The 25,003-nt window shown below is 38.2% G+C and carries 25 protein-coding genes and 2 tRNA genes; 14 read left to right on the top strand and 13 right to left on the bottom strand.

Annotated elements, in window-relative coordinates; all coding sequences use genetic code 11:
* Positions 1-13: 13 nt before the first annotated feature.
* Positions 14-1,177, bottom strand: coding sequence for a hypothetical protein (locus ABJF11_RS20220; RefSeq protein WP_348122090.1), 1,164 nt, complete (start codon positions 1,175-1,177; stop codon positions 14-16).
* A 149-nt stretch (positions 1,178-1,326) separates the two neighbouring features.
* Here ABJF11_RS20220 and ABJF11_RS20225 point away from each other — a divergent pair.
* From ABJF11_RS20225 to ABJF11_RS20260, 8 genes are all read left to right on the top strand, one after another.
* A tRNA-Glu gene (locus ABJF11_RS20225) sits at positions 1,327-1,398 on the top strand.
* A 45-nt stretch (positions 1,399-1,443) separates the two neighbouring features.
* Positions 1,444-1,515, top strand: a tRNA-Glu gene (locus ABJF11_RS20230).
* A gap of 30 nt (positions 1,516-1,545) precedes the next feature.
* A complete protein-coding gene (locus ABJF11_RS20235; protein ID WP_348122091.1) occupies positions 1,546-2,868 on the top strand; it encodes a site-specific integrase in 1,323 nt (440 codons plus the stop codon).
* Positions 2,865-3,758: a hypothetical protein gene (locus ABJF11_RS20240; protein ID WP_348122093.1), complete on the top strand. Its 894-nt coding sequence runs from the start codon at positions 2,865-2,867 to the stop codon at positions 3,756-3,758. Before ABJF11_RS20235 ends, ABJF11_RS20240 begins: the two co-directional genes overlap by 4 nt.
* Positions 3,759-3,822: 64 nt before the next feature.
* A complete protein-coding gene (locus tag ABJF11_RS20245) occupies positions 3,823-4,134 on the top strand; it encodes a hypothetical protein (RefSeq protein ID WP_348122095.1) in 312 nt (103 codons plus the stop codon).
* Positions 4,135-4,481: 347 nt separating this feature from the next.
* Positions 4,482-5,087, top strand: a complete 606-nt coding sequence (locus tag ABJF11_RS20250; protein ID WP_348122096.1) for a hypothetical protein — start codon at positions 4,482-4,484, stop codon at positions 5,085-5,087.
* 228 nt (positions 5,088-5,315) lie between these two features.
* Positions 5,316-8,333: an N-6 DNA methylase gene (locus ABJF11_RS20255; RefSeq protein WP_348122097.1), complete on the top strand. Its 3,018-nt coding sequence runs from the start codon at positions 5,316-5,318 to the stop codon at positions 8,331-8,333.
* On the top strand, positions 8,333-9,052 hold the full coding sequence (locus tag ABJF11_RS20260) for a hypothetical protein (protein WP_348122099.1): 720 nt from the start codon (positions 8,333-8,335) through the stop codon (positions 9,050-9,052). Before ABJF11_RS20255 ends, ABJF11_RS20260 begins: the two co-directional genes overlap by 1 nt.
* A 238-nt stretch (positions 9,053-9,290) precedes the next feature.
* On the opposite strand, the gene ABJF11_RS20265 is transcribed toward ABJF11_RS20260, so the two are convergent.
* Genes ABJF11_RS20265 through ABJF11_RS20290 form a run of 6 tightly spaced genes read right to left on the bottom strand, consistent with a single transcriptional unit; the run spans position 9,291 to position 12,826 of the window.
* Positions 9,291-9,545: a hypothetical protein gene (locus tag ABJF11_RS20265; protein WP_348122100.1), complete on the bottom strand. Its 255-nt coding sequence runs from the start codon at positions 9,543-9,545 to the stop codon at positions 9,291-9,293.
* 12 nt (positions 9,546-9,557) lie between these two features.
* Positions 9,558-9,935 carry a hypothetical protein gene (locus ABJF11_RS20270; protein ID WP_348122102.1) on the bottom strand — a complete coding sequence of 126 codons (378 nt, stop codon included), beginning with the start codon at positions 9,933-9,935 and terminating at the stop codon, positions 9,558-9,560.
* Complete coding sequence (locus ABJF11_RS20275) at positions 9,932-10,264, bottom strand: hypothetical protein (protein WP_348122103.1); 333 nt, start codon at positions 10,262-10,264, stop codon at positions 9,932-9,934. The genes ABJF11_RS20270 and ABJF11_RS20275 overlap by 4 nt, the downstream gene beginning before the upstream one ends.
* Before the next feature lie 50 nt (positions 10,265-10,314).
* A complete protein-coding gene (locus ABJF11_RS20280; protein WP_348122104.1) occupies positions 10,315-11,439 on the bottom strand; it encodes a hypothetical protein in 1,125 nt (374 codons plus the stop codon).
* Positions 11,436-11,960 carry a hypothetical protein gene (locus ABJF11_RS20285; protein ID WP_348122105.1) on the bottom strand — a complete coding sequence of 175 codons (525 nt, stop codon included), beginning with the start codon at positions 11,958-11,960 and terminating at the stop codon, positions 11,436-11,438. Before ABJF11_RS20285 ends, ABJF11_RS20280 begins: the two co-directional genes overlap by 4 nt.
* 20 nt (positions 11,961-11,980) lie before the next feature.
* Positions 11,981-12,826: a hypothetical protein gene (locus ABJF11_RS20290; protein WP_348122107.1), complete on the bottom strand. Its 846-nt coding sequence runs from the start codon at positions 12,824-12,826 to the stop codon at positions 11,981-11,983.
* Positions 12,827-13,770: 944 nt separating this feature from the next.
* Here ABJF11_RS20290 and ABJF11_RS20295 point away from each other — a divergent pair.
* Together ABJF11_RS20295 and ABJF11_RS20300 are read left to right on the top strand one after the other, a co-directional pair.
* Positions 13,771-14,538 carry a metallophosphoesterase gene (locus tag ABJF11_RS20295; RefSeq protein WP_348122108.1) on the top strand — a complete coding sequence of 256 codons (768 nt, stop codon included), beginning with the start codon at positions 13,771-13,773 and terminating at the stop codon, positions 14,536-14,538.
* Positions 14,539-14,658: 120 nt separating this feature from the next.
* Complete coding sequence (locus tag ABJF11_RS20300; RefSeq protein WP_348122109.1) at positions 14,659-14,871, top strand: hypothetical protein; 213 nt, start codon at positions 14,659-14,661, stop codon at positions 14,869-14,871.
* Positions 14,872-14,945: 74 nt separating this feature from the next.
* Here the strand turns inward: ABJF11_RS20300 and ABJF11_RS20305 are convergent, their stop codons facing one another.
* Complete coding sequence (locus tag ABJF11_RS20305) at positions 14,946-15,167, bottom strand: hypothetical protein (protein ID WP_348122110.1); 222 nt, start codon at positions 15,165-15,167, stop codon at positions 14,946-14,948.
* Positions 15,168-15,624: 457 nt separating this feature from the next.
* On the opposite strand from ABJF11_RS20305, the gene ABJF11_RS20310 reads away from it, so the two are divergent.
* From ABJF11_RS20310 to ABJF11_RS20320, 3 genes are read left to right on the top strand one after another with little or no spacing between them, the layout of a single operon-like run.
* Entirely contained in the window at positions 15,625-16,563 is a 939-nt protein-coding gene (locus tag ABJF11_RS20310; RefSeq protein ID WP_348122111.1) for a TRAP transporter substrate-binding protein, read from the top strand.
* Entirely contained in the window at positions 16,553-17,017 is a 465-nt protein-coding gene (locus ABJF11_RS20315; RefSeq protein WP_348122113.1) for a TRAP transporter small permease, read from the top strand. The genes ABJF11_RS20310 and ABJF11_RS20315 overlap by 11 nt, the downstream gene beginning before the upstream one ends.
* A complete protein-coding gene (locus tag ABJF11_RS20320) occupies positions 17,017-18,309 on the top strand; it encodes a TRAP transporter large permease (RefSeq protein ID WP_348122115.1) in 1,293 nt (430 codons plus the stop codon). Before ABJF11_RS20315 ends, ABJF11_RS20320 begins: the two co-directional genes overlap by 1 nt.
* Before the next feature lie 47 nt (positions 18,310-18,356).
* Here the strand turns inward: ABJF11_RS20320 and ABJF11_RS20325 are convergent, their stop codons facing one another.
* The 3 genes from ABJF11_RS20325 to kduI all read right to left on the bottom strand — a co-directional run bounded on the left by ABJF11_RS20325 (position 18,357) and on the right by kduI (position 21,349).
* On the bottom strand, positions 18,357-19,538 hold the full coding sequence (locus ABJF11_RS20325; protein ID WP_348122117.1) for a DUF4861 family protein: 1,182 nt from the start codon (positions 19,536-19,538) through the stop codon (positions 18,357-18,359).
* Positions 19,539-19,704: 166 nt separating this feature from the next.
* Positions 19,705-20,499 carry a gluconate 5-dehydrogenase gene (locus ABJF11_RS20330; protein ID WP_348122119.1) on the bottom strand — a complete coding sequence of 265 codons (795 nt, stop codon included), beginning with the start codon at positions 20,497-20,499 and terminating at the stop codon, positions 19,705-19,707.
* Positions 20,500-20,506: 7 nt separating this feature from the next.
* Positions 20,507-21,349 (bottom strand): 5-dehydro-4-deoxy-D-glucuronate isomerase, encoded by an 843-nt coding sequence (kduI, locus tag ABJF11_RS20335; protein WP_348122120.1) that lies wholly within the window; start codon positions 21,347-21,349, stop codon positions 20,507-20,509.
* Positions 21,350-21,510: 161 nt separating this feature from the next.
* On the opposite strand from kduI, the gene ABJF11_RS20340 reads away from it, so the two are divergent.
* The gene (locus tag ABJF11_RS20340) at positions 21,511-22,449 is read left to right on the top strand and encodes a LacI family DNA-binding transcriptional regulator (RefSeq protein ID WP_348122121.1); all 939 of its coding nucleotides are present in this window, start codon (positions 21,511-21,513) and stop codon (positions 22,447-22,449) included.
* Between the two features lie 16 nt (positions 22,450-22,465).
* Here the strand turns inward: ABJF11_RS20340 and ABJF11_RS20345 are convergent, their stop codons facing one another.
* Both ABJF11_RS20345 and ABJF11_RS20350 read right to left on the bottom strand, forming a co-directional pair.
* The gene (locus tag ABJF11_RS20345; RefSeq protein WP_348122122.1) at positions 22,466-23,629 is read right to left on the bottom strand and encodes an alpha-hydroxy acid oxidase; all 1,164 of its coding nucleotides are present in this window, start codon (positions 23,627-23,629) and stop codon (positions 22,466-22,468) included.
* 21 nt (positions 23,630-23,650) lie between these two features.
* Positions 23,651-24,940 carry an aminopeptidase P family protein gene (locus ABJF11_RS20350; RefSeq protein WP_348122123.1) on the bottom strand — a complete coding sequence of 430 codons (1,290 nt, stop codon included), beginning with the start codon at positions 24,938-24,940 and terminating at the stop codon, positions 23,651-23,653.
* Positions 24,941-25,003: the final 63 nt, after the last annotated feature.

Below are 25,003 nucleotides of genomic sequence, written 5' to 3' on the forward strand. Positions count from 1 at the left end.
ACAGATATCTTTATTATTTAATTGGCATCCGCTCAAATGGTTTATTCCTATCAAATAGATATCGATAGGTATGATGAGTTTTGCCGACCTCACCCCCTACCTGTTTAACCACAAGAATCATTTTTCTATTGAAATCACCAATCCAGTTCATTTCAAGAATCGGATATCTTTTATAATCTTTTTGCACCATTTGCGCGGTGGCCATGACCAGCGCTCCGTCAAGACCTTTGCCCTGATGTGCGGGAGCCACCCCAAACACTAATCCTAGCATTTTTTTATTGGATTTGCGCCACTTGTGCCAGACGAATTTGAGTTTGCCTAACCAATCCAGTTTCCCATTCACATATTTGAAGATCTGATTGACTTCGGGAAGATTTAAATAGAATGCCACTGGCTCTCCTTTGTAGTAGGCAAACCAGATGATTTTTTCATCTATGATGGGCTTCATTTGTTTCATGATCGCCCGTGATTGTTCCTTAGACATTTCGGCTACGCCATCGTGATTGGCCCAGGCTACATTGTATACCTGTCTAAAATCTTCGGTGTACTTAGCCAGGTCTTTTAGTTTGAGGTGCTCAAAACTATAATCCGGGTCCTTGTTGAGGACGTCAGACTTTTGCATTATTCTTGGGTGAAACGGATCGAAGGTATTTCTGATGAAGGTAAATTGCTTGAAATAGACTTCAAAGCCATAGTTCTCGAAAAGCTCCCTATAATACGGAAAGTGATAGTTGCATTGATAGTTAGGCTCTATGTCATATCCATCAACTAAAAGTCCCCACCACTTATCACGGTCACCAAAGTTGATAGGGCCATCCATGGCCTCCATGCCCTCCGCCTCCAGCCAGGCTTTGGCTGTATCAAACAGCATATTGGCAGCTGACTGATCATCGATACATTCGAAAAAACCTGTGCCACCAGTGGGTTGATCGTTGTCTTTGTTTTTGGTCTTATCGTTGATGAAGGCTGCAATCCGGCCTATGGTTTTGTTGTCCTTTCTGAGCAACCATCTAGTACATTTACCAAATTTGAAAGTCTTGTTAATGCTGGAATCGAATACCGCATCGACATCCTTATCGAGTGGCCTTATCCAATTTTGTTCATGGCGATACAGGTCTACAGCCATAGTGATGAATTCTTGCTGCTCGCGCTTGGTTTTTACCTCAATCAATTCCATGCCCTAAACTTAAACAGACGATTGTCTTTAGGCAATTTTTCGTATCAGAAGAAAAAAAAATCTAATTAGTAGTAAAAAAAAATCATATTTTAATATGAAGCCTTTGAAAAAGATAAATTCCAGTTTACTTTTGCAGACCATTACAAAATGGTCCGTTCGTCTAGGGGTTAGGACGCCAGGTTTTCATCCTGGTAACAGGGGTTCGATTCCCCTACGGACTACAAGAGCAGGGACGAGTCGTCGTTCCTTTTTTTATGATTGTAAATGGTCCGTTCGTCTAGGGGTTAGGACGCCAGGTTTTCATCCTGGTAACAGGGGTTCGATTCCCCTACGGACTACACATAACAAGTGTTAAAAGGGATAAACAGGTGAATAATAGCCGTTTATCCCTTTTTTATTTAATTTCCAGCTCCTATTGGTTAGCAGCAATTCCTAGTAATTGTTTTACATTTTGTTGTACCAATCGTGTTTTACCCGGTGTTTTATCCTTAATTTTTCATCCTGTGGGAGTTACATTTCAGCCAGTATTTAACCGAAAGAAAACGAAAAATAAGTCTGGCTTATACTCTATTCATGTAAGAGTTACGATTGATAGGAAAACAGAATACATCAATCCGGACCTTCCAAAAATAGAAACCAACTATTGGTCAGGGCGTCAAAACAAGTGGGTCAAAGAGTCTCATCCTAATTCATACGAGATTAACAGCCTGCTTCAAAGAAAACTGGGTGAACTTGATAACTATTTAGTTCAAACTAAATTAAAACGCAGAATAGCCTCTTTTGAGACAATAAAAGAATACTTCTTTAGACAGGGGGATGGTACAATCTTCAATGACTTTGTTAATGAGTACCTTAAAAACCTTAGGGGATTAGCTCTAAATACTATCAAAGTATATCAAACATTTGAGAAGCACCTTAACTCATTCAATCCACGAATCAAGTTCTCTGAGTTAAATGAAGAACTATTGTATGATTTTAAGAGATATCTTCAAGAGGAATTAGGACATAATGGAGGGACAACAAAAAAATACTTTGATAAATTCAAGGTCATTTGCAAAGAAGCTGTTCGAAGAGGATATATCGAAGTCAATCACAATCCATTTTTCTTTTCTGACCTCAAATTCAAAATTGAAAAACCAAAAAGAACCTATCTTGAGGTTGAAGAAATTAAAACATTAATTAATTTGAAGTTCACTTCTGCCAAGCTTGAAATGCATAGAGATCACTTTATTTTCATGACCTTCTCCGGGCTCTATTACCGTGATTTGAAAAATTTGAAGAAGTCTGATTTGAAAAGAAAAAGTAAGAAGGCTTATATTTCTGGAAATCGAAGCAAAAACAAAAACCCATTTTTAATTCCAATATATAAATTCCCAGTAGCTCTACAATTAATAGAGAAATATGAAGACCCAAGCAGTCATTTGATATTTCCGAATACAATCAGCGATCAAAAATTCAATGAACACCTTAAAGAATTTGCCACAATGGCTGAAATTGACAAAACCATTACTAATAAAGTTGCCAGACATACGAATGTTCAATTGTGGATAGGAGCTGGCGTCGAACGACAATTTGTCTCGAAAATGGTAGGGCACTCGGAAGAAGCGACCACACAGCATTATTATGATATGTCTATTCATAATATTGACTCAAAGATTTCCGAGATTGACTTTAAAAGTGCTGGATTATGAAAAGAGAAGGAAAAATATCTGTCAATCACTATTTAAATAAAAGCACAAAAAAAAATGCGCCTGTTTCATTCACAATCAATGTGAAAGTCATAGTCCTTCAACAGGTATGCAATTTCAAAAGTAAGATTTACAACTGGTTTGATCTGGACATTGATAACGAAGATTATCTAGACAGGATAATGAATCAAAATTATTCAGAAATAGATCATGTAAAATCCCAAGAAGATGAACTTTCAAAATCTAAATTCAAAGAATATACAATCACACAATTCATCAATTATGAGATTAAGCTTTACCAGCAAATTCTCAAAACTTTAGATATTTATAGCAACCCACACTTTGATATCAAGGGGTTAAGTAAAATTGAACTAACCAATCGCAATTACAATTTTTTTAGCCCCAAATACTCCACAATGGAGCTAGTAATCAAACGTTTGCTTAAACAAGAGGGACTATTTAAACTTCATTCCCTGCTCGATTGGGACAATGGTTTTAACCTGGACGAAATAACCTCAACCCTTACCGCACTTTCTGAAGAATTAGAGTCAGAAAAAATTAGCACCGTACTAGATGAGTATCACAAATATGGAAATCATTTTTGGAACTCAGTAGGTCAATTGCCAGATGGCACTAATATGACTGTAGAGGACCTTATTACTCAACATGATCAGGACAACTCACTCCCATTAAACTTTTATGATTTCATCAATGACCCACATTGGTGGAATCCTTTCAAAGATTACGTCAATGAACACATTGAATTAATTGGAGCCATAGAATTCAAAAGATATATTCAATCCACTTTCTCTCGAGATCTTCAGCTCCTGAGCAAAAAAGGAACGGACGTAGCACCTCTGGCTGAATCCTTAACACGTGAGTACTTAAATTAATTTACATAATTTTTTTTGTGTAAATTAATTACTATGTTTGTTCATCACTAAACAGGAATGCCTAATGGTGTTTCAAAAACTAACTCATATGGATGGCAACAACAATCAGTTCAATCAGTTTGTAATGGTTCCTCAACCAGTATTTGAGCATCTACAAAATGCCGTTGATAAAATTCTTGCAAGAATTGAGGACTCCAACCCCATTTCCAAAAATCAAGACGAATATATCACTGCTCAAGAGTTCATGGATCGAGCCAAAATATGCCGTGCAACATTCGATGAAAAGAGAGCCAACAACGAAATAAAAGTTATAAAGCGTGGTCGAAAATTATATCTGACGGCTGATAGCGTAAAGAAATATATAGAAGGAAAATAAAAAAGCAACTCATTGCACTGAGTTGCTTTTTTTAAGAAAACACTATGGCTTCCTTATCTAGAAACCAAAGATAGCCATAGTTATATGTTTAACCAAACGATAATTAACTATGATTATGAAAAATACCTCTTAGGCTCAATTCAGCCTTATCAATCAATTACATCAATACCGGACATAGAATTAATTCAATTTTTTAACACAATACCGTCATGCCCAATAAAATGACATAGGATTTCTATGACCAATTTTCACTGCGAAACCATAAACGTTTTCCGTTTATATGAAGCTTGCTTCAAATGCGTTTTCGACAGTTTTCAATTATTTAAAACGTTAAACGTTCCATGAAAATGAACAGATCATACGCTAGTCTCCCTTGGGATACGTCTCAAAGTACCTACCAACAAGAAATAATACTAGAAAACGGAAAAAGCTTCCCAGGATACAGTAAGCGATTAGGAAAGGAAGAAGCAAAAGACAAGAGAATTCTTCTTCAAAATCTAATTCTTAGAATGTACCAAGCTGGATACCTAGATGAAAACAATCCGCAGCGTGACAATGCAGTTCAAATAACATATTCTTGGAAGGATGATTCAACAGGCAGGTATGTTCATGCCTTCACGCTGTACCAAGATTGCTATGAATGGAACCCAAACCATTATAGAGATTACCTCGATAAATTTCTTACTCGGTTTTACGAGCTTAAAAGGTCCGGTAAGAATCCTTACGAGCATCTTTATGAAACCAAGAGAGCCAAATTCCTGGATCCTTTAAGTATCACCAATCAGAGGTTTTTCAATAAAGTCAATCTTAGAAACTACTGTGTAAGGCTTATAAAAAACAATATTCGTGCTTTTGGTGAGGTTCTCAATTTTTACATCAAATACTGCGAACGCTATTTTGATGGGTTTACATCAGAAGATCAGTCGTACTTTGATAATATCAAATTTGGCTAGTACGATTTCATATGTGATAAAATAATTACTCCCATATTTGTCAGGGCTAGTATTGGGTTTTTGCCATCGTTTTACAAAAAACAAATAAGTTAAAATTTGCGCTTTTATGGCTTTACTAGTGTTTGATTGTTAAATGAATGGCCAATTGAATATCTTTGGGACGATCTGAACTAAACTAATATGAGTAGTATAAAATACTAATATTTTTAGTATTTTTGTTAAAAATAGATGAACGAGATACTTGAACAAGGACTTGAAAATTTAGAAATGATTGGAAGCTCCAATCATGATTCAGGGCTTGTATCTGTTCGTAATAGTGTTGAGGGCATAAGCATCAAATCAGAAGAGGTTATTGCACTTGAAAATGCCAAAAAATATAAAGCCGATTTTGTTTATTTCAGGAGATTTGAAAATCGTCCTTCCATACCTCAGATTTTCATATATGATTTCACCGATAGGATTGGCATTGAAGAACAAGAGCTCACAAATCTTCACAAACAGCTTTACAGTTCGGCACCGGTGCCAATGTTCTTTGTATTTACAAAAAAGGACATAAGAATTTTCAATTGCTTTGATAGGCCATCAGACGGGGATCAATTAAAATACAAACCATTATCAGTAATAAAAGTTGCTTCTGAAGTTTCAAAAGCTATTGACAACAAAGCTCAAAAAGAATATGAAGCATTCTCTGCTAAGTCTTTCGACAATGGAACATTTTGGGAAAATTCAAAATACAGTAAATACTTCAAGTTTAGTAATAGTGCATATGAGAAATTACTTACAGAACTAAAACAAGCACTTAGGGATATCGTCAAGATGCAGATTCTGCCTGCAAATATCGCCAGAAAGGTAATGGTGACATCAATTCTGATTCGATACCTGGAAGAGCGGGAAGACGAAGAAGGAAGAAAAGTATTTCCTAATAAATTTTTTGAAAGGTTCATCACTAAAGGGGAAAAATTCACAGATATTTTCGCAAAAAAGGGAGCTTACCTAAACCTTCTGGACTTTTTAGCTGAACATTTCAACGGAGGAATCTTTCAAGTAAACCTTGAAGATCGGAAGTTCTTGAAAACAGCAGATTTAAGAAGGTTTGGTTTATTCCTAGAAGGTAAAGCTGAAGGACTTCAACGCGTATTATGGAAATTATATTCTTTCAATGACCTTCCTGTAGAGTTAATTAGCAATATATATGAAGAATTTCTAGGGAAGCAACCTGGTGTAGTTTACACACCTCCTTTTTTAGTTAACTTCCTCCTTAATGAGGCTATGCCTCTTGAATCAGAAGTTACCGACTTTAAAATTCTTGACCCGGCATGCGGATCTGGTGTTTTTCTTGTAGGAGCATATAGACGGCTTATACATAGATGGAGAAGAAATAATGCTTGGAAAAGACCTTCTCTAGCAACACTTAAAAATCTACTTAAAAAAAATATTTATGGCGTTGAACTGAACAAAGACGCTGCTGACTTGACCGTTTTCAGTTTGAGTCTCGCTCTTTGTGACGAGTTAACTCCCTTGCAAATATGGGAAGACTTAAAATTTGACAACCTTCATGAGAAAAACATTATTCATGACGATTTTTTTAATGCATTGGTGTCAAAAAAAATCTCACACGATTTTGATCTGATCATTGGTAATCCGCCATTTGAATCCAGTCTAACACCGGCAGCAAAAATTGTAGAGAGTCAGGCACTACTTCAAAGAAATGATTCAGACCTAAAGAAGAATCTGCATAAAAAAAACAAGCAAATAAAATTACCTGACAATCAGATATCACTTCTGTTTCTTGAGCAGACGATTAAACTTTGTAAACAGCACGGTTTAGTCTGTCTTATTCAACCATCTGGTCCCCTTCTTTATAATAATTCATCAGCGGATTTTAGGAGGCTGTTGTTTGAGAAATATAATATTCCTCAGATAATAGATTTCACACATATTAGTAGAATCTTGTTTGGTAAAAATGGTGATGTAGCAACTGCAGCAATATTCATTAAAAATGAAGGGGCTATAGACAAAGGCGTACTGCACATTACCGTGCGTAGAACCAAACCACATAAGGAGAAACTATATTTTGAGTTGGACACTTACGACTTTCACCATGTTCCCAGGCAGTTAGCTTTAAATGACCTACTAATATGGAAGTCAAATTTTATTGGAGGATCAAGAGTTCATCAGCTTGTTAGCAGAATCGCTTCAAACAGAACTTTGGGTCAATTTTTATTGCACAAAAAACAAAACGAGGACTGGGTGTTTGGCGAGGGTTTTATTGCTAGAGAAAATAGACCCGAAATTAAACGGCTAAAGGATTTACTCTCTAAAGATGAAAAAGGTTCGTTGAATACTGAGGAGACTAATGAACTTGATAAGTTGCGGAAAAAATTTACTGCGGATTATATAACAGGGCAACAGGGCATTAATCCATCGCAATTTACCTCAAAGGGAATTTCTTCAAAAACAGTGGTTAAAGACAAGTACTTTGATGGAAGAAGAGACCCACGTCTCTATCAGTCGCCTCATTTACTCATAAAGGAAGTGATTGAAGAAGAATCAGGTTTGATACCGGTATGCTTAGTTGAAGAGGATTTGGTTTTCAAAAATTCAATATTAGGGATTCATTCGAACTCTAGAAAATCACTTTATGAATTAGCTACTTATTTGCAAAATAATACGTTCAACACATTCTACATAGCTGCCACCAGTGGCAGATTTATGATTAATAAGTCTTCTTCTCTACTACTGTCGGATTTGAAAAACTTACCCTACCCTAAAGACCTAGATGAGCTTGAATTGAACAAATTTGAATTAATTCTAGTTAACGATTTCATCAATTATCAACTAGAATTCAGAAGAAATGGAGAAACATCTAAAGCGGCAACTCAAAACATTACATCATATGATCTTCAAAAGTATGGAGAAGTCTACTGTGACATACTAAGTAAGGTTTACCCTTCAATTAAACCGCATGAATACTTTGAAACCAATTCTTACGTTTGCTACCCATTTTATTTTGGCGATACCAAGCCAAATATTGACTTTTTGAACTCTGACAACACTGAAAGCCATCTTGAATCTTTGGTGAAAAAAAACTTAAATGTGAGTCTTAGGCTTACCCGAATTGTAAGAATGTATGATGGAAATGTCATATACTTGATCAAACCCAAGAAGCTTCGTTATTGGCTTCAATCCATTGCTCTCCGAGATGCTGATGAAACATTTACAGACCTAAGAAAGCAGGGATATTGATGTTAGCAGACCGAGTAGAAAATATCAGTAATGGAGCGCTTTCCGATGGGGTTGAAATTGACGCTTCGGTAAAAGCAGTAATCGAGTTCATAGATACTCATTTTTCAGACTTCTCAAAGAAAGTAAAAGGTGAAATCTCTGCAAGTGAAAAAGCATTAACAGATAAACTTTGCAAGTACTTTAATCGGGTGGCCGGATCATATCCATTTTACTTTCACCATGAAAATGTAGAAGATCATAGTTCTGGAAAGAGCCCACAAATAGATATAGGTACTCTTTCAAGAGAAGAACAAATAACTATTGGAGATAAGAACTATAATGAGTTTGACTCATTTTTTTCTATAGAGGCAAAAAGGCTCCCTACTCCTGGTCAAAATAGGGAAAGAGAATATTTAATCGGCCATGATAAAGCCAATGGGGGAATTGAGAGATTTAAGAAAGGTATTCATGGCAAAGGCCTCAGATATTCGGCTATTATTGGATATGTGCAAAAGGAAGATTTTGACTTTTGGTTTTTACAAATCAATGATTGGATTGAGGAGCTTATCAGAACTTCTAAGGGTGAATGGATTGCTGATGATAAGCTTACAAAACGGGGAGTTCAGACTGATAAGCAGCTCACTAAATTTGAATCAGACAATATTCGAGTCCCGGTGAAATCTGGAACTGATAAAATCAAACTTTTTCATTTTTGGATTAGCTTAGTAGATGATACATGAATAGAGAAGCTACCCAACCATGCACATTATTCAGTCGCATAAATCAACCCTTATCCGAAACCGGCAAAAGAGCATTCTAGTCTAATAAACCTGAACATACCTGGCACGATAGAAAAAATTATCGTACTCATTTTTTACGCATTAGTGCTGAGATTTCAGGTAGTCTTTTACATAATAAGTTAGCAACATTCCCAACGGAACAATGAGTGCCAACCCTACCAGTGATATGATTATCAATTCAAACATCTCTTATTTCTCTTAACAATTTTAAGGTCTGTAGATAAACAAAGATAGCAATTCCTGTTAACATGATTAGAACCACCATACCTACAAAAGTGATAAAGAACTCTCTAGCCTCTGTTATACCTGATAACATTAACGTAAATAATCCCGTCGCCGTTGCAATAATCATCAAAGCAAACAGCTTAATGATTTCAGTGTTGAAACGGATGCGCTCAGCGATAGCACTTCTTTCCTGTTCGTTCAAAGCCATTAACTTTATTGGTTACCAACCCAGCGTGATCTGGTGTTTGCGCATTTTTTTAAAGTAGCGGATTTCCTCGATGTTTAGCTTGATCAACCGTTTTGTGAATTTTATCAATACAGTTAAGTTCATGCCAAAGAGAACACTTATGATCATCATGCCTGCAGTATCACCTTGACCAAAAGCACGATTGGCTGATTCAAGAAAAAACGCATACATCATATCACTCAGTATCCAGGCAAAAAAGCCGTACATTACCAAAACAACAGTTGGAGCAATACTACCTCTGAACATACTCAGAGCAGTTTCAACCAGAAGTTTTTTAATAGGGTTTGATTGATTTTCCATAAAGCTAAAAATAGGCTTTTTTGTTGTTATATCCTCAATCTTAGCATTCACATTATGCCATGAATTAAGAGAAAAAATCCATAATAGACAAAAATTAAAGAAGGAATAAGAATTGCAAAAAGAAAAATAAACCTACTCATTCCTCGCCAACTCCAGGGCATTAGAGATATCGATGCCATGGTCAGCCAAAGACCAAATAACAGAGCTGTAATACCTGAAAGTTTTAGGAGAAAAGCGACCGTAGTAGCTGCTGTGACAGTTATGACAGAGATTTGATACTTTTTATTGTGTTTTAAGCGATTAAACAAGTGATTGCCACGGTCAATCCATGTCCATTCTTCTTCAGGAATGTCGTATATTTTTATTATTTTCTTTCTCATTATTATTTAAATGCTGCGGAGAAGTCTGGAGAAACAGCCCTTGATAAAAATTATCCTTTTGCCGGTGATTCATTACTTGATCCCCCAGAGTGTCCAGAGTTGTTGCCACTACCTGAGCCAATCTTTTTAGCAGCACTCTGTATGGCCTTAAAGCCAGCAGAAGTACCCATCATAGCTAAACCCGCGGCCTGGCTCAATACCTGAGATCCATCACCGCTACCAATCCATTTTGAAGTGAAGAAAAAAACCAAAACATAGCATAGAATCAAGGTAAGGTTCATACCCAAAATTAAATTACCATTGACCATATGAGCTAGCGGGCTGGTATCATCAATCGCATCGAGGCCCATTATACTCATGACTGCATCTGAATGAAATGCCAGGACCATACCGGCTCCAATGGATTCGACAATCATAGTTGTGATGATGGCGCATTTCGCTGCAGCAAAAGTCATAAACCATGTTTTGGTCTGATTCTTAAATATCAACGTCATGGCTATGGCCAATGGACCCAGACAACGTAAAATCATCGTAAAAATGATGATAACCACCCACATCACTGATTGGGCCAACATTGTGCCCCCTTTGCTTACGACACCCGTCACTCCTGCCATGAACCAATTATTGGCTATGTTGCTGATTTGACCCACCATTCTTTTAACCGCAGTACCTACGTCCATCATACTCCAGGAACTTTCACCTTCTCCGTTTTCAGCATCGTACTCCATTTTTGTTTCTGCCAATATTTTCGCATCCTCTTTCGGCCTTCCAGTCAATGAGTTTTTTAATGCTGTCATTTTTTTTCCTGAAAGATTAGGCATCAGTGCTTTTGCCCTGCTCATGACCTGATTGATAACCACTTCCTCTTTGAGTTCCACATTTGTGTACTCGTATTCAGCGGCAATCCCGTTTACCATGTCATTGAATAAGTTAATGGCTGGATTGAATGCAAACAGGAACAGAGACAAAAGGAAGATCCTAGCCAGCTCGTCAATTTCAATACCCATGTGCTTATTTTCTCTGAAGTAATCCCAGACCGCTTTGACTAGTGCCAGGGATAAGGTTATGGGCAATATCTTGGTCATCGCCAATTTAGCGACCGCAGCGCTTACCCCCTGTTCTGTACTGACAATTTCAGGGAGGTAGAGTATTTCGAAAATGGATGTTAACATCATTGGAAGCCAAGTTTTTTGATTTTCAAAATCAGGTCATCCCATGCCTTGCCTACATATTCTTCGGTTTGATTTTCCGCATTGGGATCAGTTGGGTAGTAGGATATTTCATTTACAAAACCTTCAAAGAACGAGACCTTTTCTTCGAAATTTTTACTCAGCGCTACTTCTATGTAGAATCCTTTCCATTCGATTTGAGCAGCATAAATTGCAGCTATTCCTCGGTCCTTGATTTTTTTGGTGGAAAAAAACTCATCTATGATATTGATTTCGTAGTCAGGCGTATTAATGTTCTTGCTAGCTCTTTGATGACTATTGTATTTGATTTCAAGATATCTTTCATCAAAATGTTTCTGTAAGAGCCGGTTTGTTCGAAGATCTTTCCCACGGTATGCAGTCTCGGCATATGTGGTTACGATCTCTTTGAGCTCGTATTTTAAGCCGTCATTTATGGTTTGTTCAGACTGGCCATTGGACGTACTCGTTAAGAATAACGCTAGTGTTAGATTGATTAAATATTTCATATTATTATAGGTTTTCAATTTCAAACCCATATTGTGTTCACAATTGATAAAATGGTTAAACCGATCATGGTTCCGACGATCAACTCTGGTGATGTATCGCCTTTTCTGTACAAGGTCCAAGCCGTAAAGCCTAACATGATGACAATCAAGGCAGACACAACTATATCCATGATGTTTTCCATTTGAATTTTAGCTTGTTCACCTTCTTGTTTGGCTTTGTCTCTAACGTACTGATTGTCCGGGTTAAAAGAAAAGCTAAAGGGGTTTGCCGCTGGATTTGCGGTCAAATACAACCATTCAATATCAATTGTCATGATCTCAAGTGCTTCCTCACGCTGCTTTTTCCTCGTAAACAACTCTTGCCATTTGGCTTTCTCAACTTCGTAGATTTCCCAAATTCGGTCGGCTTCACCTTTAATGGCACTAGCGTCGAAACTGATTCCTGTACCTTCCCAGCCCATATCCAGGGCGCGTTTTAAGTCCATATTACCGCCTAACACATCTTTGACCACGATGTAGCCTTGTTTCATTTGATCACCAAACCCTACCGTTGCCATTTCCAATTGCATAAACTTGCCGGTTGCGTCATCGAGGCCACTCAGACCACAGACATCTACCCCTTCAGCTGCATAGTCATTGGCTTTGTTTTGCTCAATCAGACATTCCGTGGCTTGTGCTACATCATACATAACATCCATCTGGTCAAGCGCTGATTTCAAGGCTACAGCATTGGTGTAAATTTCAGCTGCATCAATGCCTTGAATGGCTATTTTAGCTGCCTTCTCAGCTGCAAAATCCAATTGCCCCCAGGCACTATGTGAGAGCCATAGCAAAACGACTATTGCTATTCTTATTTTCACGATCATAATTGTTCTTTCAACTTACGGTTTTAACAAGAATGCAATTTTTCTTGACTTTACCAAGAAAAAAGTGCGATTAGAACCAATCGCCGCACATTTTGCGGTGATTGGCAAAACCGCAAAACCTCTTTGTTTATTATATGATGAAGCGCTTGATACGAAATTGAAATTGAAACCCTGGCTCAGAATAAGAAGAATTTTATTCAGCTGTTGAATAGATAGAGTACAAATACACATTACACAATTTCGTGTATTCTACACGCTTACACTTTACACAAATTAGTGTAATGTTACACGCTTCTACTTTATACAATTACATTTTCTACTTGTGTAATTGTGTCATAATAATTACACACTTCTACTATTACACAAGTGTATCAATACACTAATACACTTACATTTGATTTAACTCAGCTTGATTTTAATAAAAAAACTCCCTATTTGTAGGAATTCTCAGCGAGTCGGAGGATGTGGATACCACACCCTCAAATCGATCCACCACAAGGGTTGGATACAGCTCCCTATGGTTGCATTTATTTTAAACCGATCCTTGAAAATCAATTATAAATTAGAAGATTGAGAAACATAAAAATCTTCCAAAAGTAGTTGAATTCGGAAAGAATTTCACCAGTAGATGGACTTGATCATAAGCGAAATACAATGAAAATCATCCCGGAAAAATTAATTCTGAAACAGAATCCAATGAAAATCTTAGCCATTCAATGTGAAAAATATCTCAGTATAGCTTGAACCCAGGCATCAACTTACGTGATCTCATGGGAAGAATAATGAGAAGTCTACGCTCTTTCGCCTACTTCCCTGTAGACAAATCTGGGCCTTTACGGTTTGATATGTTCAACATTGGTTGCCTTATGAATTAATTGTTTCTGAAAGAAAAGTTGCTATCTAACTTGTATCAAACCAAATTCCATTTGAAGAATGGTAAAAATATGAAAATCCAATACGCATCAGATCTGCATCTGGAATTCCCAGAACAACGTGCAGCCATAAATTCCAAAAGATTGAGACCTGTTGGAGACATATTGATATTGGCTGGTGACATCTGTTATTTGACAGAAGATCATTTCAAATTTACTTTTTTCGACTACTGTTCAGATCATTGGAAAGAAACTTACATCGTACCTGGCAATCATGAGTTTTATAACAACTCTTATGATATCAAAAATGCAGTTTCTGACTTCTCTATCTCATTAAGAGATAATGTTCAATACTTGAACAACATTGAGGTGGAAATAGAAAATATTAGATTTCTGTTTTCTACTCTTTGGACCAACGTGAACAAAAATCCATTGGGAATAGAGCAAGGACTGAATGACTTTCATCAATGCACGTATGAAGGCAAACGGTTTACCGTGGCAGATCATAACCAATGCCATTTAAAAAGTCTGAATTTCCTGAATAGTCAGCTCGTAGAAGAAACGGACTGTGATCACACCGTGGTTGTATCACATCACGTGCCCTTCCCCGAGTCTTATTGCGACTATCCATTTGTATCAACATTGGATGATGCCTTCCACAGCGATCTAACACCAATGCTAGTTCGACATAAAATCGATGCATGGATCTATGGTCACAACCACTTTAATCAACCTGAATTTCAAATTGAAAATACACGCATGCTAACAAATCAAATGGGCTATGTGAGTCAACAAGAAAACAGGTTGTTTAACCGAAAAGCTGTGCTTGACCTAACTTAATTTTTTAAAAAAAATTACACTGCCATAATGATCAGTCCCAAAATCATAAAGACTAAATGCCTATATTTAAAAGAATATAATCAACATTCGGCTCAATTTTTTTGCTTTAAAACAGAGGCTATGAATAAATCAGAGATGAGAAATAACCACAACGGTAACGGTTTCAAGAACAAGAAAGTCAAGGTAAAAAAAAGTGATTGGCAACTTATTGCGAAAAAGAAACACCGGGAACTACAAAGAGAGCAAAATACAATTGTAATCTCAGAACAATCTGAAGATCTTAAATCATTGAGTCCAAAAGAGAGAAAAGAGAAGTTGAAAGTCAAAAAATAAACGGAGATCGATTTAGGATTTCCCAGCTATTTTCCTCCTTGTGGTTTTGAATAATTCGTCAAATGTAAAGATGTCTACTGCATCAAGTACATTTTGAATTGCTCGGGATTATCTATTATACTTTTTAGACCATTGATATTGTCATGAAACGGTGTTTGACTAAGCTCATAATTCAAATTGGCTTCTTTTGAGATTTGTTCACAAAGTGAAGAATAATTAGATCCGCCTCCAGTAAAATACATTCCATTGGCTAGTATTCTCAGCTTGAAGTTTGTCCAGACATGACCACAGTTCATACTTGAAAATAGACAAATAGTTGTTGATAAGACCCTCAACCGGAATTTCTTTGTGTTGGATCGCTATGGCATCATCTTGAGAGCCATATGAATTAATTACTGTTCTTGTTTCATTTTCTGTTAATGAAATATCAAATTGTCTTTTTACATAGTTATAAACTGAGTATTCTATTCTGCTCGTACCAAGACGAACTAGGCCCTCTCCAACAGGAACAGAATTTGAAAATATTGTAATTTTCGACTTGCTGGAACCTAATTAAAAATCATTACTTTTCTGCTAAAATATTGATTCAGGTTTAATCAAAATAACGAATCTACACAGGTGTTTAATATATTCATTTAAAAAGTGGCATTATAATACAATCGATTGTATTTTACACAATGTAATGAACATTAGAGTATGACTATCAGGCACCAGTTTACAAAACTATTTTCAATTTGTGTTCTTTCTATTGTGATGAGCTGTCAATTTTCAAACAATCAGCGCACGCTCAAGCTCGCTCATGGACTCAACAAAGAACACCCCGTTCATTTGGGAATGGCAGAAATGGCTAGAACACTCAACGAAATTTCTCAAGGCAAAATGTCGATCGACATATATGCGAATGGCCAGTTAGGCCAGGAACGTGATCTCATGGAACTGCTCCAGATAGGTAGCCTAGACATGACTAAAGTGTCAGCTGGAACTTTAGAAAATTTTGTTCCAGAATTTAAAGCGCTAACACTACCTTATTTGTTTAGAGACTCTACACACAGGTGGAGCATTCTTCAAGGAGTAATTGGGAAAAGTTTACTCTCCAAAGGCAGTCAATACCGCCTACGAGGCTTGTGCTTCTACGATGCAGGAAGTCGAAGTTTTTATTCAAAAAACAAACCAATAGCATCTCCCAAGGATCTAGAAGGATTGAAGATCAGAGTAATGAATAGTCAATCGGCCTTCAATATGGTGAATGCATTAGGCGGCTCACCTACGCCAGTTTCGGCTGGTGAATTATATACAGCTCTTCAGCAGGGAGTTGTGGACGCTGCGGAAAACAATCCTCCTGTATTTTATACTTCCAAACAGTACGAGATTTGCAAATTCTTATCTATAGATGAACATACAACTTTACCTGATGTACTCATAGTAAGCACACACCTTTGGGACCAGCTCAATGAACAAGAAAAAAAATGGTTACAAGTAGCTGCCGACCGATCTGTAGAGTTTCAGAAAAGCGTCTGGGCGAAGTCCGTTCAAGAAAGCCTAACTGCGGTTCGAAAGGCTGGTGTAACCGTATATTACCCGAACAAAAAACCGTTTCAGGAAAAAGTCGCCACCCTATATGACGAATTTAAAACTGACCCTGCCCTCTATCAATTGATCGAATCCATTCAAAATGAAACAAATGAGAAATAAAATAGATCAAACCTTAGAATATGTCTTGAGTCTATTACTCGGACTTATGGTCTTAAATGTACTTTGGCAAGTAGCCTCTCGGTATTTACTTAATGACCCCAGTGCATTCACGGACGAACTCTCCAGATACTTGCTGATCTGGGTAGGACTCTTAGGCGCAGCTTACGCTTCCGGCAAAGGCATGCATGTGGCTATCGAATTGCTCGAAAGAGCATTGAGTGAAAAACAAAAACGATTCCAAAAACTGACCATTCAAGTAATTATCACGGTATTCTCCATTTTGGTATTGACCGTAGGCGGTACTCGATTAGTGCTGATTTCGTTTGAATTGGGGCAGACCTCATCTGCCATGCAACTGCCTTTAGGTTATGTCTACCTCTCTTTGCCATTGAGCGGTTTGCTCATCGCCTATTATTCCTTATCTGACTTTATCCATCTACTCAAAAAGAACTAATGGAAAATATTGAAGTAATCGTACTTGTACTGGGTTTCATTACGCTGTTAGCTATTGGAGTACCTGTAGCCTATAGTGTGGGTCTAGCCTCACTGGTCACTATACTGATCAATATAGACACCATGCCTGCTTTCACCACTATCGCCCAACGAATGGCAACTGGGTTAGACAGTTTCTCTTTGCTGGCCATTCCGTTTTTTATATTGGCTGGACAAATAATGAATCAAGGGGGTATTGCGCATCGTTTGATCGCTTTCGCAAAAGCATTAGTGGGTTCGTTTCCAGGCGGTTTGGCCTATGTCAATATCATAGGTGCGATGCTTTTTGGGGCAATATCCGGTTCTGCGATGGCAGCTGTGTCTGCTATAGGTGGTACTTTGGGACCTCGTATGGAAAAAGAAGGCTATGAGAAATCATACAGCGCAGCCGTAAATATAGCATCGTCTACAACTGGCTTGGTGATACCTCCATCCAACATTTTGATTGTATACTCTTTAGCCAGTGGTGGCGTGTCAATTGCTGCTCTCTTTTTGGCCGGTTATGTTCCTGGTCTTCTCATGGGATTGGCGCTCATGTTTGTAGCCTATATCTACGCCAAAATAAAAAATTACCCCAGAGGAGAAAAATCAAGCTTTGGCCAAGTATTCACAACATTCGTTCAGGCTTTCCCAAGTTTGATGATGTTGGTGGTTGTCATTGGAGGGATTGTAGTAGGAATATTCACTGCGACGGAAGCTTCTGGCATTGCTGTGCTTTATACTTTCATTTTGTCTCTGATTTACCGAGAACTAACCGTAGAGAAAATTCGGCAAATCGCTATTAGCAGTGTGGGCACCACAGCAGTAGTTGCACTTTTAATTGCTTGTTCTATGAGTATGTCTTGGGTGATGGCTTATGCCGACATTCCACAAGCAGTCACTGCCGGTTTGCTAAGTATTTCAAACAATCCTTGGGTGATATTACTACTCATCAACTTATTGTTATTAGCTGTTGGGATTTTTATGGATATGACACCTGCAGTGTTAATTTTCACTCCAATCTTCCTTCCAGTAGTCACTGCCATCGGTATTGATCCTGTTCATTTTGGTATCATCATGGTGATGAATCTGTGCATTGGATTGTGTACACCACCAGTGGGGTCAGTATTATTTGTAGGAATTGGTGTAGCTGGTATTTCGTTAGACAAAGTAATCAAACCACTTATTCCTTTATTTATTGCAATGATAGTAGTGCTGATACTCGTAACTTATGTGCCAAAGCTGAGCCTATGGCTGCCAGGTATGTTCGAGTGATCTTCTATTTAGAGATCACTCAATAATTTTATAAAGGCACTGGTGAATTAATTAATTTGACTCAAAACCAAAGGATCTGCAAGTTGGGCTGAAAACTGAGTAAGGTATAACTCCCAAGCCTCGTTGTCTTCAAATTGCCCACTTTCTTGCCAATAAAAACCGGCATAGTAAACAGCTTTTCCTTCATTGACGGCTAAATTTAGATACGCATGACTTAGGTCTTTTTCCTCTGACAATACAACTTCACTTCCTGAAAAGAAACCTGGTGCTGCCAATAGAGCTGTAGCCAAATAACTATCTCCATGTGGTTGATAGTAGCTCACCCATGCTCCCAAAGAATCTACTGTTACCTGCCCATCGTTTTCATGCAAGGTTAGTCCAGCCCAAATATTTTTAGCGCCTTTGACGTTCACTTCGATTCGACTCAACTGGCTACTCTTGTCTAAATTTATTTTTTTCGTGGTTTCAATAATTGTAGAATCACCAGCACTCCAAGGTGAATAATTCAATTCAAAAGCAGTTTTTAGAGGACCTTTCGATAGCGTCTTGAAAGAAGTGAAGTTTTTGGAAGTATAAAATTCATCATTTTGTTTTACAGCTATTCCACCACAACCCCTGCTAATACCGACGTGAAAATTATCCAAGCCTTCACCCGAATCCACATGATACGCATTGGGGTCAGATTCATACTTTTTATACCACTTGTTAATAATTGGATACTCTACTTTCTTCAGCCAACAATCAATTCCGCTTGTCAGTGTTCCTCCAGGGGCTCCTTCCTCTTTCATTTGTTGAGCTGTTGGTCCAAACATTCGAAAAGCAACCTTATCATTCTCCCAGGAATAGTCGTCAGTACGCTCCGGTACAAATCTCGAATAACAAACTTCCATACTAGTCGGGATTTCTTCCTCCGCTCCTAATTCTTTCAAAAAAAACTTCGACTGACCATTGGCAGGTACAGTTGGTTGAAATAAGATGCCATCTGAAATCTCATCTTGATTATTGTCCACATATTGAATTGACAATAAATTGCCCATTTCATCTGCTATTCCAAAATTTTCCAGTTGCTGACCTTTCTTCAAAACAATCAATTCAATAGGTACTTGAATGACTTCCTGGTTTCTTTCAAATGACAGCGCATTCGATACAACAAATGAAACTGGCTGGTCCGTAGGAACACATGATATACCAACTATGGCTAATAAAAAAAGTAAATGTATTTTGTTCATTTTTTCTGAATAAGGTCTAGTAAATAATCCTCGGGGCAAGCCCGCGAGGCATTCAAAGGATCTTTCGTTTTCAAACTTATGATTTTTACTCACGAGGCAAGCCTCGGGGTATTTACCCTATAGATAATAAAAAAGGATTCATAATATGAATTATGAATCCTTACTATCAATCTTCGTTTGCCGGCTTACCGATAGTAGCAAGTATTCCTCCATCTACATAGATCACCTGACCATTGACAAAATCACTTGCTTGTGAGGACAAGAATATGGCTGCTCCTTCAAGGTCAGCAGGATCGCCCCATTTGCCAGCCGGAGTCCTGCCCACGATAAAATCGTTGAACGGGTGACCGTCTACTCTGATGGGTGCAGTCTGACTCGTAGCAAAATAGCCTGGACCAATACCATTAGTCTGGATATTGTGCTTGGCCCATTCTGTCGCCATATTTTGCGTTAGCATCTTTAAGCCACCTTTAGCTGCAGCGTAGGCACCTACGGTATTTCTACCTAATTCACTCATCATAGAACAAATGTTGATGATTTTACCAGATTTTCTGGCAATCATACCTTTGACTACCGATTTAGAAACAATGAATGGACTGACAAGGTCAACTTTAATCACTTGTTCGAATTCCGCTACCTCCATTTCTTCTAGCGGCACACGTTTGATGATACCGGCATTATTTACCAAAATATCGATAACTCCTACTTCCGCTTCTATCTTAGCGACATTTGCCTTTACGTCAACTTCGTTGGTCACATCGAATTTGTAGCCCTTGGCATTAACGCCTACGGCTGCGTATTCTTTTAGTGCATTGTTGATCTTCTCCTGAGAAGAATTGCCGTTGATTACCACGGTGGCCCCAGCTTTGCCTAATCCCATAGCCATCGCCATGCCCAGTCCATGTGTAGCACCTGTTACTAGTGCTACTTTTCCTTTGAGGTTAAATAATTCTAATGACATCTAATTATTATCTAAGTTCTTGAATTGGACAAACATCCATGTCGCCATAGTCCAGATTTTCACCAGACATGCCCCATACGAATGTATAATTTGAAGTACCTGATCCTGAATGAATCGACCACGGCGGAGAAATCACTGCTTGTTCATTTTGCATCCAGATGTGTCTGGTTTCATCAGTCTGACCCATAAAGTGACATACAGACTGACCTTCTGGTACCTCGATGTAGAAATAGACTTCCATTCTTCTGTCGTGAACATGCGAAGGCAAGGTATTCCACACGCTTCCTGTTTTTAGTTCTGTCATGCCCATTTGAAGCTGGCAAGTTTCCACTACGCTGGAAACGATCATTTGATTAACTACACGGTGATTAGCTGTTTCTAGTGATCCCAACTCAATTTTATTGGCCTGATCTTTCGTGATTTTTTTGGTTGTGAATGCTTTGTGTGCCAGCGCTGAATTCAAATAGAATTTCGCTGGCTTACTAGCATCCTTACTTGAAAAAACAACTAATTTGCTATCCTTGGCTACATATAGTGCGTCTTTGTAGGACAACTCGTACACAGTACCATCCACAGTGACACTCCCTTCACCGCCTACGTTAATTACACCTAACTCTCTTCTGTCCAAGAAATGCTCTGCTTTGAGCGGGTCTATGGCCTCGAGTGCTAAGTCGCCCTTTACCGGTACCACTGACCCAGTGATGTATCTATCATAATGAGAGTAAACCAACACCACTTCGTCGGGAGTCATCAAATCCTCTATCAAAAATTCTTTTCGTAATGCAGTCGTGTCATATTGTTTGACTGCCTCTGGTGAAGCAGCATATCTTACTTCATATTTTGCGCTCATAGTTTATAATCCTTTGTTCCAAAACAAAACTAAACATAAAAATACAATCGATTGTATTTTGGTATCGAAAAAGTGAATAAATTGCGCCTATGAAGAAAAAAGTCACCATTCACGACCTGGCTCGCATATTAAAAAAGGACAGCTCTACAATTTCAAGAGCATTGGCCAATAACCCTAGAGTCACCAAAAAAACACGTGACTTGATTCAGGCAAAAGCCAAAGAATTGGGCTATTTTAGAAATACACTCGCCTCCAATCTCCGAAGTCAAAAAACCCGAACTATTGGTGTGATCGTACCTCATATCTCTCGCTATTTCCTTTCCACTGTGATTGCTGGGATAGAAGAAGTTGCGTTTGAAAATGATTATCGAGTGATCATCTGTCAGTCTTTAGATCAATTAGAAAGAGAAAAACAATTAACAGATACACTTCTTTCAAGTCAGGTAGACGGCATAATTATGTCTATTTCTATGGAGACAAACCAATATGAGCACTTAGAAAAAATAGAAACTCAAAAAACACCAATTGTTTTCTTTGATAGAAAGTGCGAAGCCATACCAGCTAACAATATTCTTATCGATGATTTTGCAAGAGCTTTTGAAGCCACAGAACATCTCATATTAAGTGGTCGAAAGCGCATTGTTCACTTTACTGGTTCAGAAAATGTCAGTATTTATCAAGATCGTCTCAAAGGATATAAAGAAGCACTCCACAAACATAATATAACAGAAGACCCTACTTTGATTTACAAAAGTTCTCTTAAACCAGCAGACGGGAAAATATTGGCGCGTCAGATACTTGAGCTTAAGGAAATACCTGACGCCATCTTTTCTGCCAATGACCTTGCAGCGATATCCTGTATGCAAGAACTACAAGAATCCGGTGTTAAAATCCCACATGACATTGCTATTGTAGGGTTTAGTAATGAACCATTAGGCGCTTACACTAGCCCTTCTTTGTCATCTGTAAACCAAAATCCATTGGAAATGGGTAAAATAGCTACTCAAACTTTACTACATCAAATTGAAAATCCGGATGTAGTGCAAGAAACCAAATTGCTAGATTCTTCACTCATCCTTAGAAACTCTTCTATCATTTGAACTTCCCTATTGCCAATCAATTAGGTTTCTTTGAATTTGCAAGAAAGCTTGAGAAGTCGCTCACTTCTTCACAGCAAATTTGTTCCATGACTTGTTGCAACTGCGTTTTGAGCAATGCTATTGCATGATCACCACCCTGAGCACCAAGCGCTGCAACACTGTACATAAAAGTACGCCCAAGAAAAGCAAAGTCTGCTCCGCTCGCCAAGGTTCTAGCAATGTCTGGTCCTGATCTCACCCCACTATCCATCATAACTTTGATTTTATCCTTATAAGATTCAGCAATAGTTTTTAAAGGGTTAATAGCAGATTGCCCAGCATCCAACTGTCTGCCACCATGATTGGACACGATAATACCATCTAGTCCTAATTTAATCGCCTTTTCTGCATCTTCTTCACTGGCGACACCCTTCAACACAATCTTTCCTTTCCACATATCTCGAATAGGTGCTATTTTTTCTTCATTCAACCTGCCTGAAAATGTTTGGTTCATATAGTGACCGAGCTGCTTCATGTCCAGCCCTTTGGGCATGTACGGTTTTAGCGTTTTGAATTCGGGCTGTCCGTGGAATAAGGTGCGGAGTGCCCACTCTGGCCGGGACATGATCTGAACCATGTTGTTAAATGTCATACGGGGAGGCATGGCCAACCCATTGCGGATGTCTCGTGGTCTGAAACCAAATGTCGGAACATCGGCAAGTAAGACCAGTACCGGACATTCAGCAGCGGCAGCCCGATGGATCACATCATCACGCATACGATCCTCTGCTGGATGATAGAGTTGGAACCAGGCCTTTCCTTCGGTGAGTTCACTCGCTCGTTCGATATCCATAGTAGTGACCGTGCTTAGAATAAAAGGCACATTGTGTTCATGTGCAGCTTTCGCCAATATTTCAGGTGCTTTGGGCCACAAGAGTCCTTGCAATCCCACAGGTGCAATGCCAAATGGGGCATCATAGACATGGCCAAACAATTCAGTACTCATATCAGACCGATAATGCTTACTTAAGTATTGTGGAATCAATTCTACGTCACGAATTTCTCTAGTGTTTTTATCCAAATTGACATCCTCGTTGCAGCCACCATCCAGATATTCAAAGGCGAATTTTGGAATCTTCTTTTTCGCTTTGTCTCTTAAATCTTCAATTGCGGGATAATTAGAATTGTATGTCAATTTCATGTTTTAATCACAAATTAATTTTTACTCGTTCATTAGTGTTTCTATTTCTTCGTGTTCCAACGGAATGTCTTTCATCAAATTTAAATTTCCATCTTCTTGAATCACGATATTGTCTTCCAACCTGATTCCAATATTTTCCTCTGGAATATAGATTCCCGGCTCTACCGTGACAACTGTTCCTGATCTGACTGGCTTGTAAAAACTACCCACGTCATGAACATCCAAACCTAAAAAGTGCGAAGTATTATGTGTAAAATACTTTCTGTAAGCTGGCTGTTCTGGATTTTGATTTTTTATATCCGTTTGGTCAATCAACCCCAAATCAATCAATTCTTTCTCCATCACCAACCCGACTTCCCCATTGTATTCCGACAAGACAACACCAGGTCTAAGCATATTGGTGGCTTCATTCTTCACGCGGAGTACTGCCTCATACACATCTTTTTGTCTTTTCGAAAATCGTCCATTGACTGGAATACTTCTCGTCATATCAGCATTGTAATTACCATATTCAGCCGCCACGTCCATCAATAAAATATCCCCATCCAAACACTGCTTTTTGTTTTCTATATAGTGAAGAATACATGAATCCCCACCACTAGCTATGATTGGTATATAGGCAAATCCGCGAGATTTTTGTTTAATAAATTCATGCACAAATTCTGCTTCAATTTCGTATTCAGTAACCCCTGGCTTTACAAACTTTAGTATACGTCTAAAACCATCATTGGTGATATCGCAAGCTCTTTGGATCATCTCAATTTCCTCATTTGATTTGACCGAACGAATCTGATGCATAATGGGAGCTGATCTTCTAAACTCATGATTCGGATACTTCCGATGACACCATCTAGAGAATCTGTCATCTCTAGTCTCAACGTCCAACATAGCACGTGTATGTTCGTTGGAATTTAGATATATCTTTTGCGAGGCTACTGCCAATTCATTAAAGACCTTCTCAAAATCAGACACCCACTGAATATTTTGAATTCCCGACAGCTCTTGAGCTTCTTCCTTATTAAATTTGTGGCCTTCCCAAACAGCGATTAACTCGTTCGTTTCTCTAATAAACAAAACCTCTCGTTGGGTCGGGTCGGGAAAATTTGGTCTTAAGACTAGTATAGTTTCTTCTTGATCTATACCTGTCAAATGCAGTAAGTCATTGTTTTGACGAAAGGGCATCACACCATCTGCGTTAGTAGGCATAATGTCATTAGAATTGAAAACCGCCACTGAATCAGTAGATAAACTTTTTATAAACTGAGTTCTGTTGTTGATATAAGTTTCCTTATGTAGGGGAGTGTATCTCATTTTTGTTGTTTAATCGTAAAAAAACATCTCAAGGCATCACCAGATTAGACTATTAAACCTTAG

This window comes from Reichenbachiella sp. (assembly GCF_039941815.1).
GTDB lineage: Bacteria > Bacteroidota > Bacteroidia > Cytophagales > Cyclobacteriaceae > Reichenbachiella.

Coding starts and splice junctions, on each gene's coding strand:
- ABJF11_RS20255 (WP_348122097.1), top strand. CDS start 5,316: ATGAACGAGATACTTGAACAAGGACTTGAAAATTTAGAAATGATTGGA.
- ABJF11_RS20350 (WP_348122123.1), bottom strand. CDS start 24,940: ATGAGATACACTCCCCTACATAAGGAAACTTATATCAACAACAGAACT.
- ABJF11_RS20290 (WP_348122107.1), bottom strand. CDS start 12,826: ATGATCGTGAAAATAAGAATAGCAATAGTCGTTTTGCTATGGCTCTCA.
- ABJF11_RS20260 (WP_348122099.1), top strand. CDS start 8,333: ATGTTAGCAGACCGAGTAGAAAATATCAGTAATGGAGCGCTTTCCGAT.
- ABJF11_RS20305 (WP_348122110.1), bottom strand. CDS start 15,167: ATGAACTGTGGTCATGTCTGGACAAACTTCAAGCTGAGAATACTAGCC.
- ABJF11_RS20320 (WP_348122115.1), top strand. CDS start 17,017: ATGGAAAATATTGAAGTAATCGTACTTGTACTGGGTTTCATTACGCTG.
- ABJF11_RS20295 (WP_348122108.1), top strand. CDS start 13,771: ATGAAAATCCAATACGCATCAGATCTGCATCTGGAATTCCCAGAACAA.
- ABJF11_RS20315 (WP_348122113.1), top strand. CDS start 16,553: ATGAGAAATAAAATAGATCAAACCTTAGAATATGTCTTGAGTCTATTA.
- ABJF11_RS20220 (WP_348122090.1), bottom strand. CDS start 1,177: ATGGAATTGATTGAGGTAAAAACCAAGCGCGAGCAGCAAGAATTCATC.
- ABJF11_RS20345 (WP_348122122.1), bottom strand. CDS start 23,629: ATGAAATTGACATACAATTCTAATTATCCCGCAATTGAAGATTTAAGA.
- ABJF11_RS20285 (WP_348122105.1), bottom strand. CDS start 11,960: ATGAAATATTTAATCAATCTAACACTAGCGTTATTCTTAACGAGTACG.
- ABJF11_RS20245 (WP_348122095.1), top strand. CDS start 3,823: ATGGTGTTTCAAAAACTAACTCATATGGATGGCAACAACAATCAGTTC.
- ABJF11_RS20265 (WP_348122100.1), bottom strand. CDS start 9,545: ATGGCTTTGAACGAACAGGAAAGAAGTGCTATCGCTGAGCGCATCCGT.
- ABJF11_RS20325 (WP_348122117.1), bottom strand. CDS start 19,538: ATGAACAAAATACATTTACTTTTTTTATTAGCCATAGTTGGTATATCA.
- ABJF11_RS20250 (WP_348122096.1), top strand. CDS start 4,482: ATGAACAGATCATACGCTAGTCTCCCTTGGGATACGTCTCAAAGTACC.
- ABJF11_RS20330 (WP_348122119.1), bottom strand. CDS start 20,499: ATGTCATTAGAATTATTTAACCTCAAAGGAAAAGTAGCACTAGTAACA.
- ABJF11_RS20275 (WP_348122103.1), bottom strand. CDS start 10,264: ATGAGAAAGAAAATAATAAAAATATACGACATTCCTGAAGAAGAATGG.
- ABJF11_RS20300 (WP_348122109.1), top strand. CDS start 14,659: ATGAATAAATCAGAGATGAGAAATAACCACAACGGTAACGGTTTCAAG.
- ABJF11_RS20240 (WP_348122093.1), top strand. CDS start 2,865: ATGAAAAGAGAAGGAAAAATATCTGTCAATCACTATTTAAATAAAAGC.
- ABJF11_RS20310 (WP_348122111.1), top strand. CDS start 15,625: ATGAGCTGTCAATTTTCAAACAATCAGCGCACGCTCAAGCTCGCTCAT.
- ABJF11_RS20280 (WP_348122104.1), bottom strand. CDS start 11,439: ATGATGTTAACATCCATTTTCGAAATACTCTACCTCCCTGAAATTGTC.
- kduI (WP_348122120.1), bottom strand. CDS start 21,349: ATGAGCGCAAAATATGAAGTAAGATATGCTGCTTCACCAGAGGCAGTC.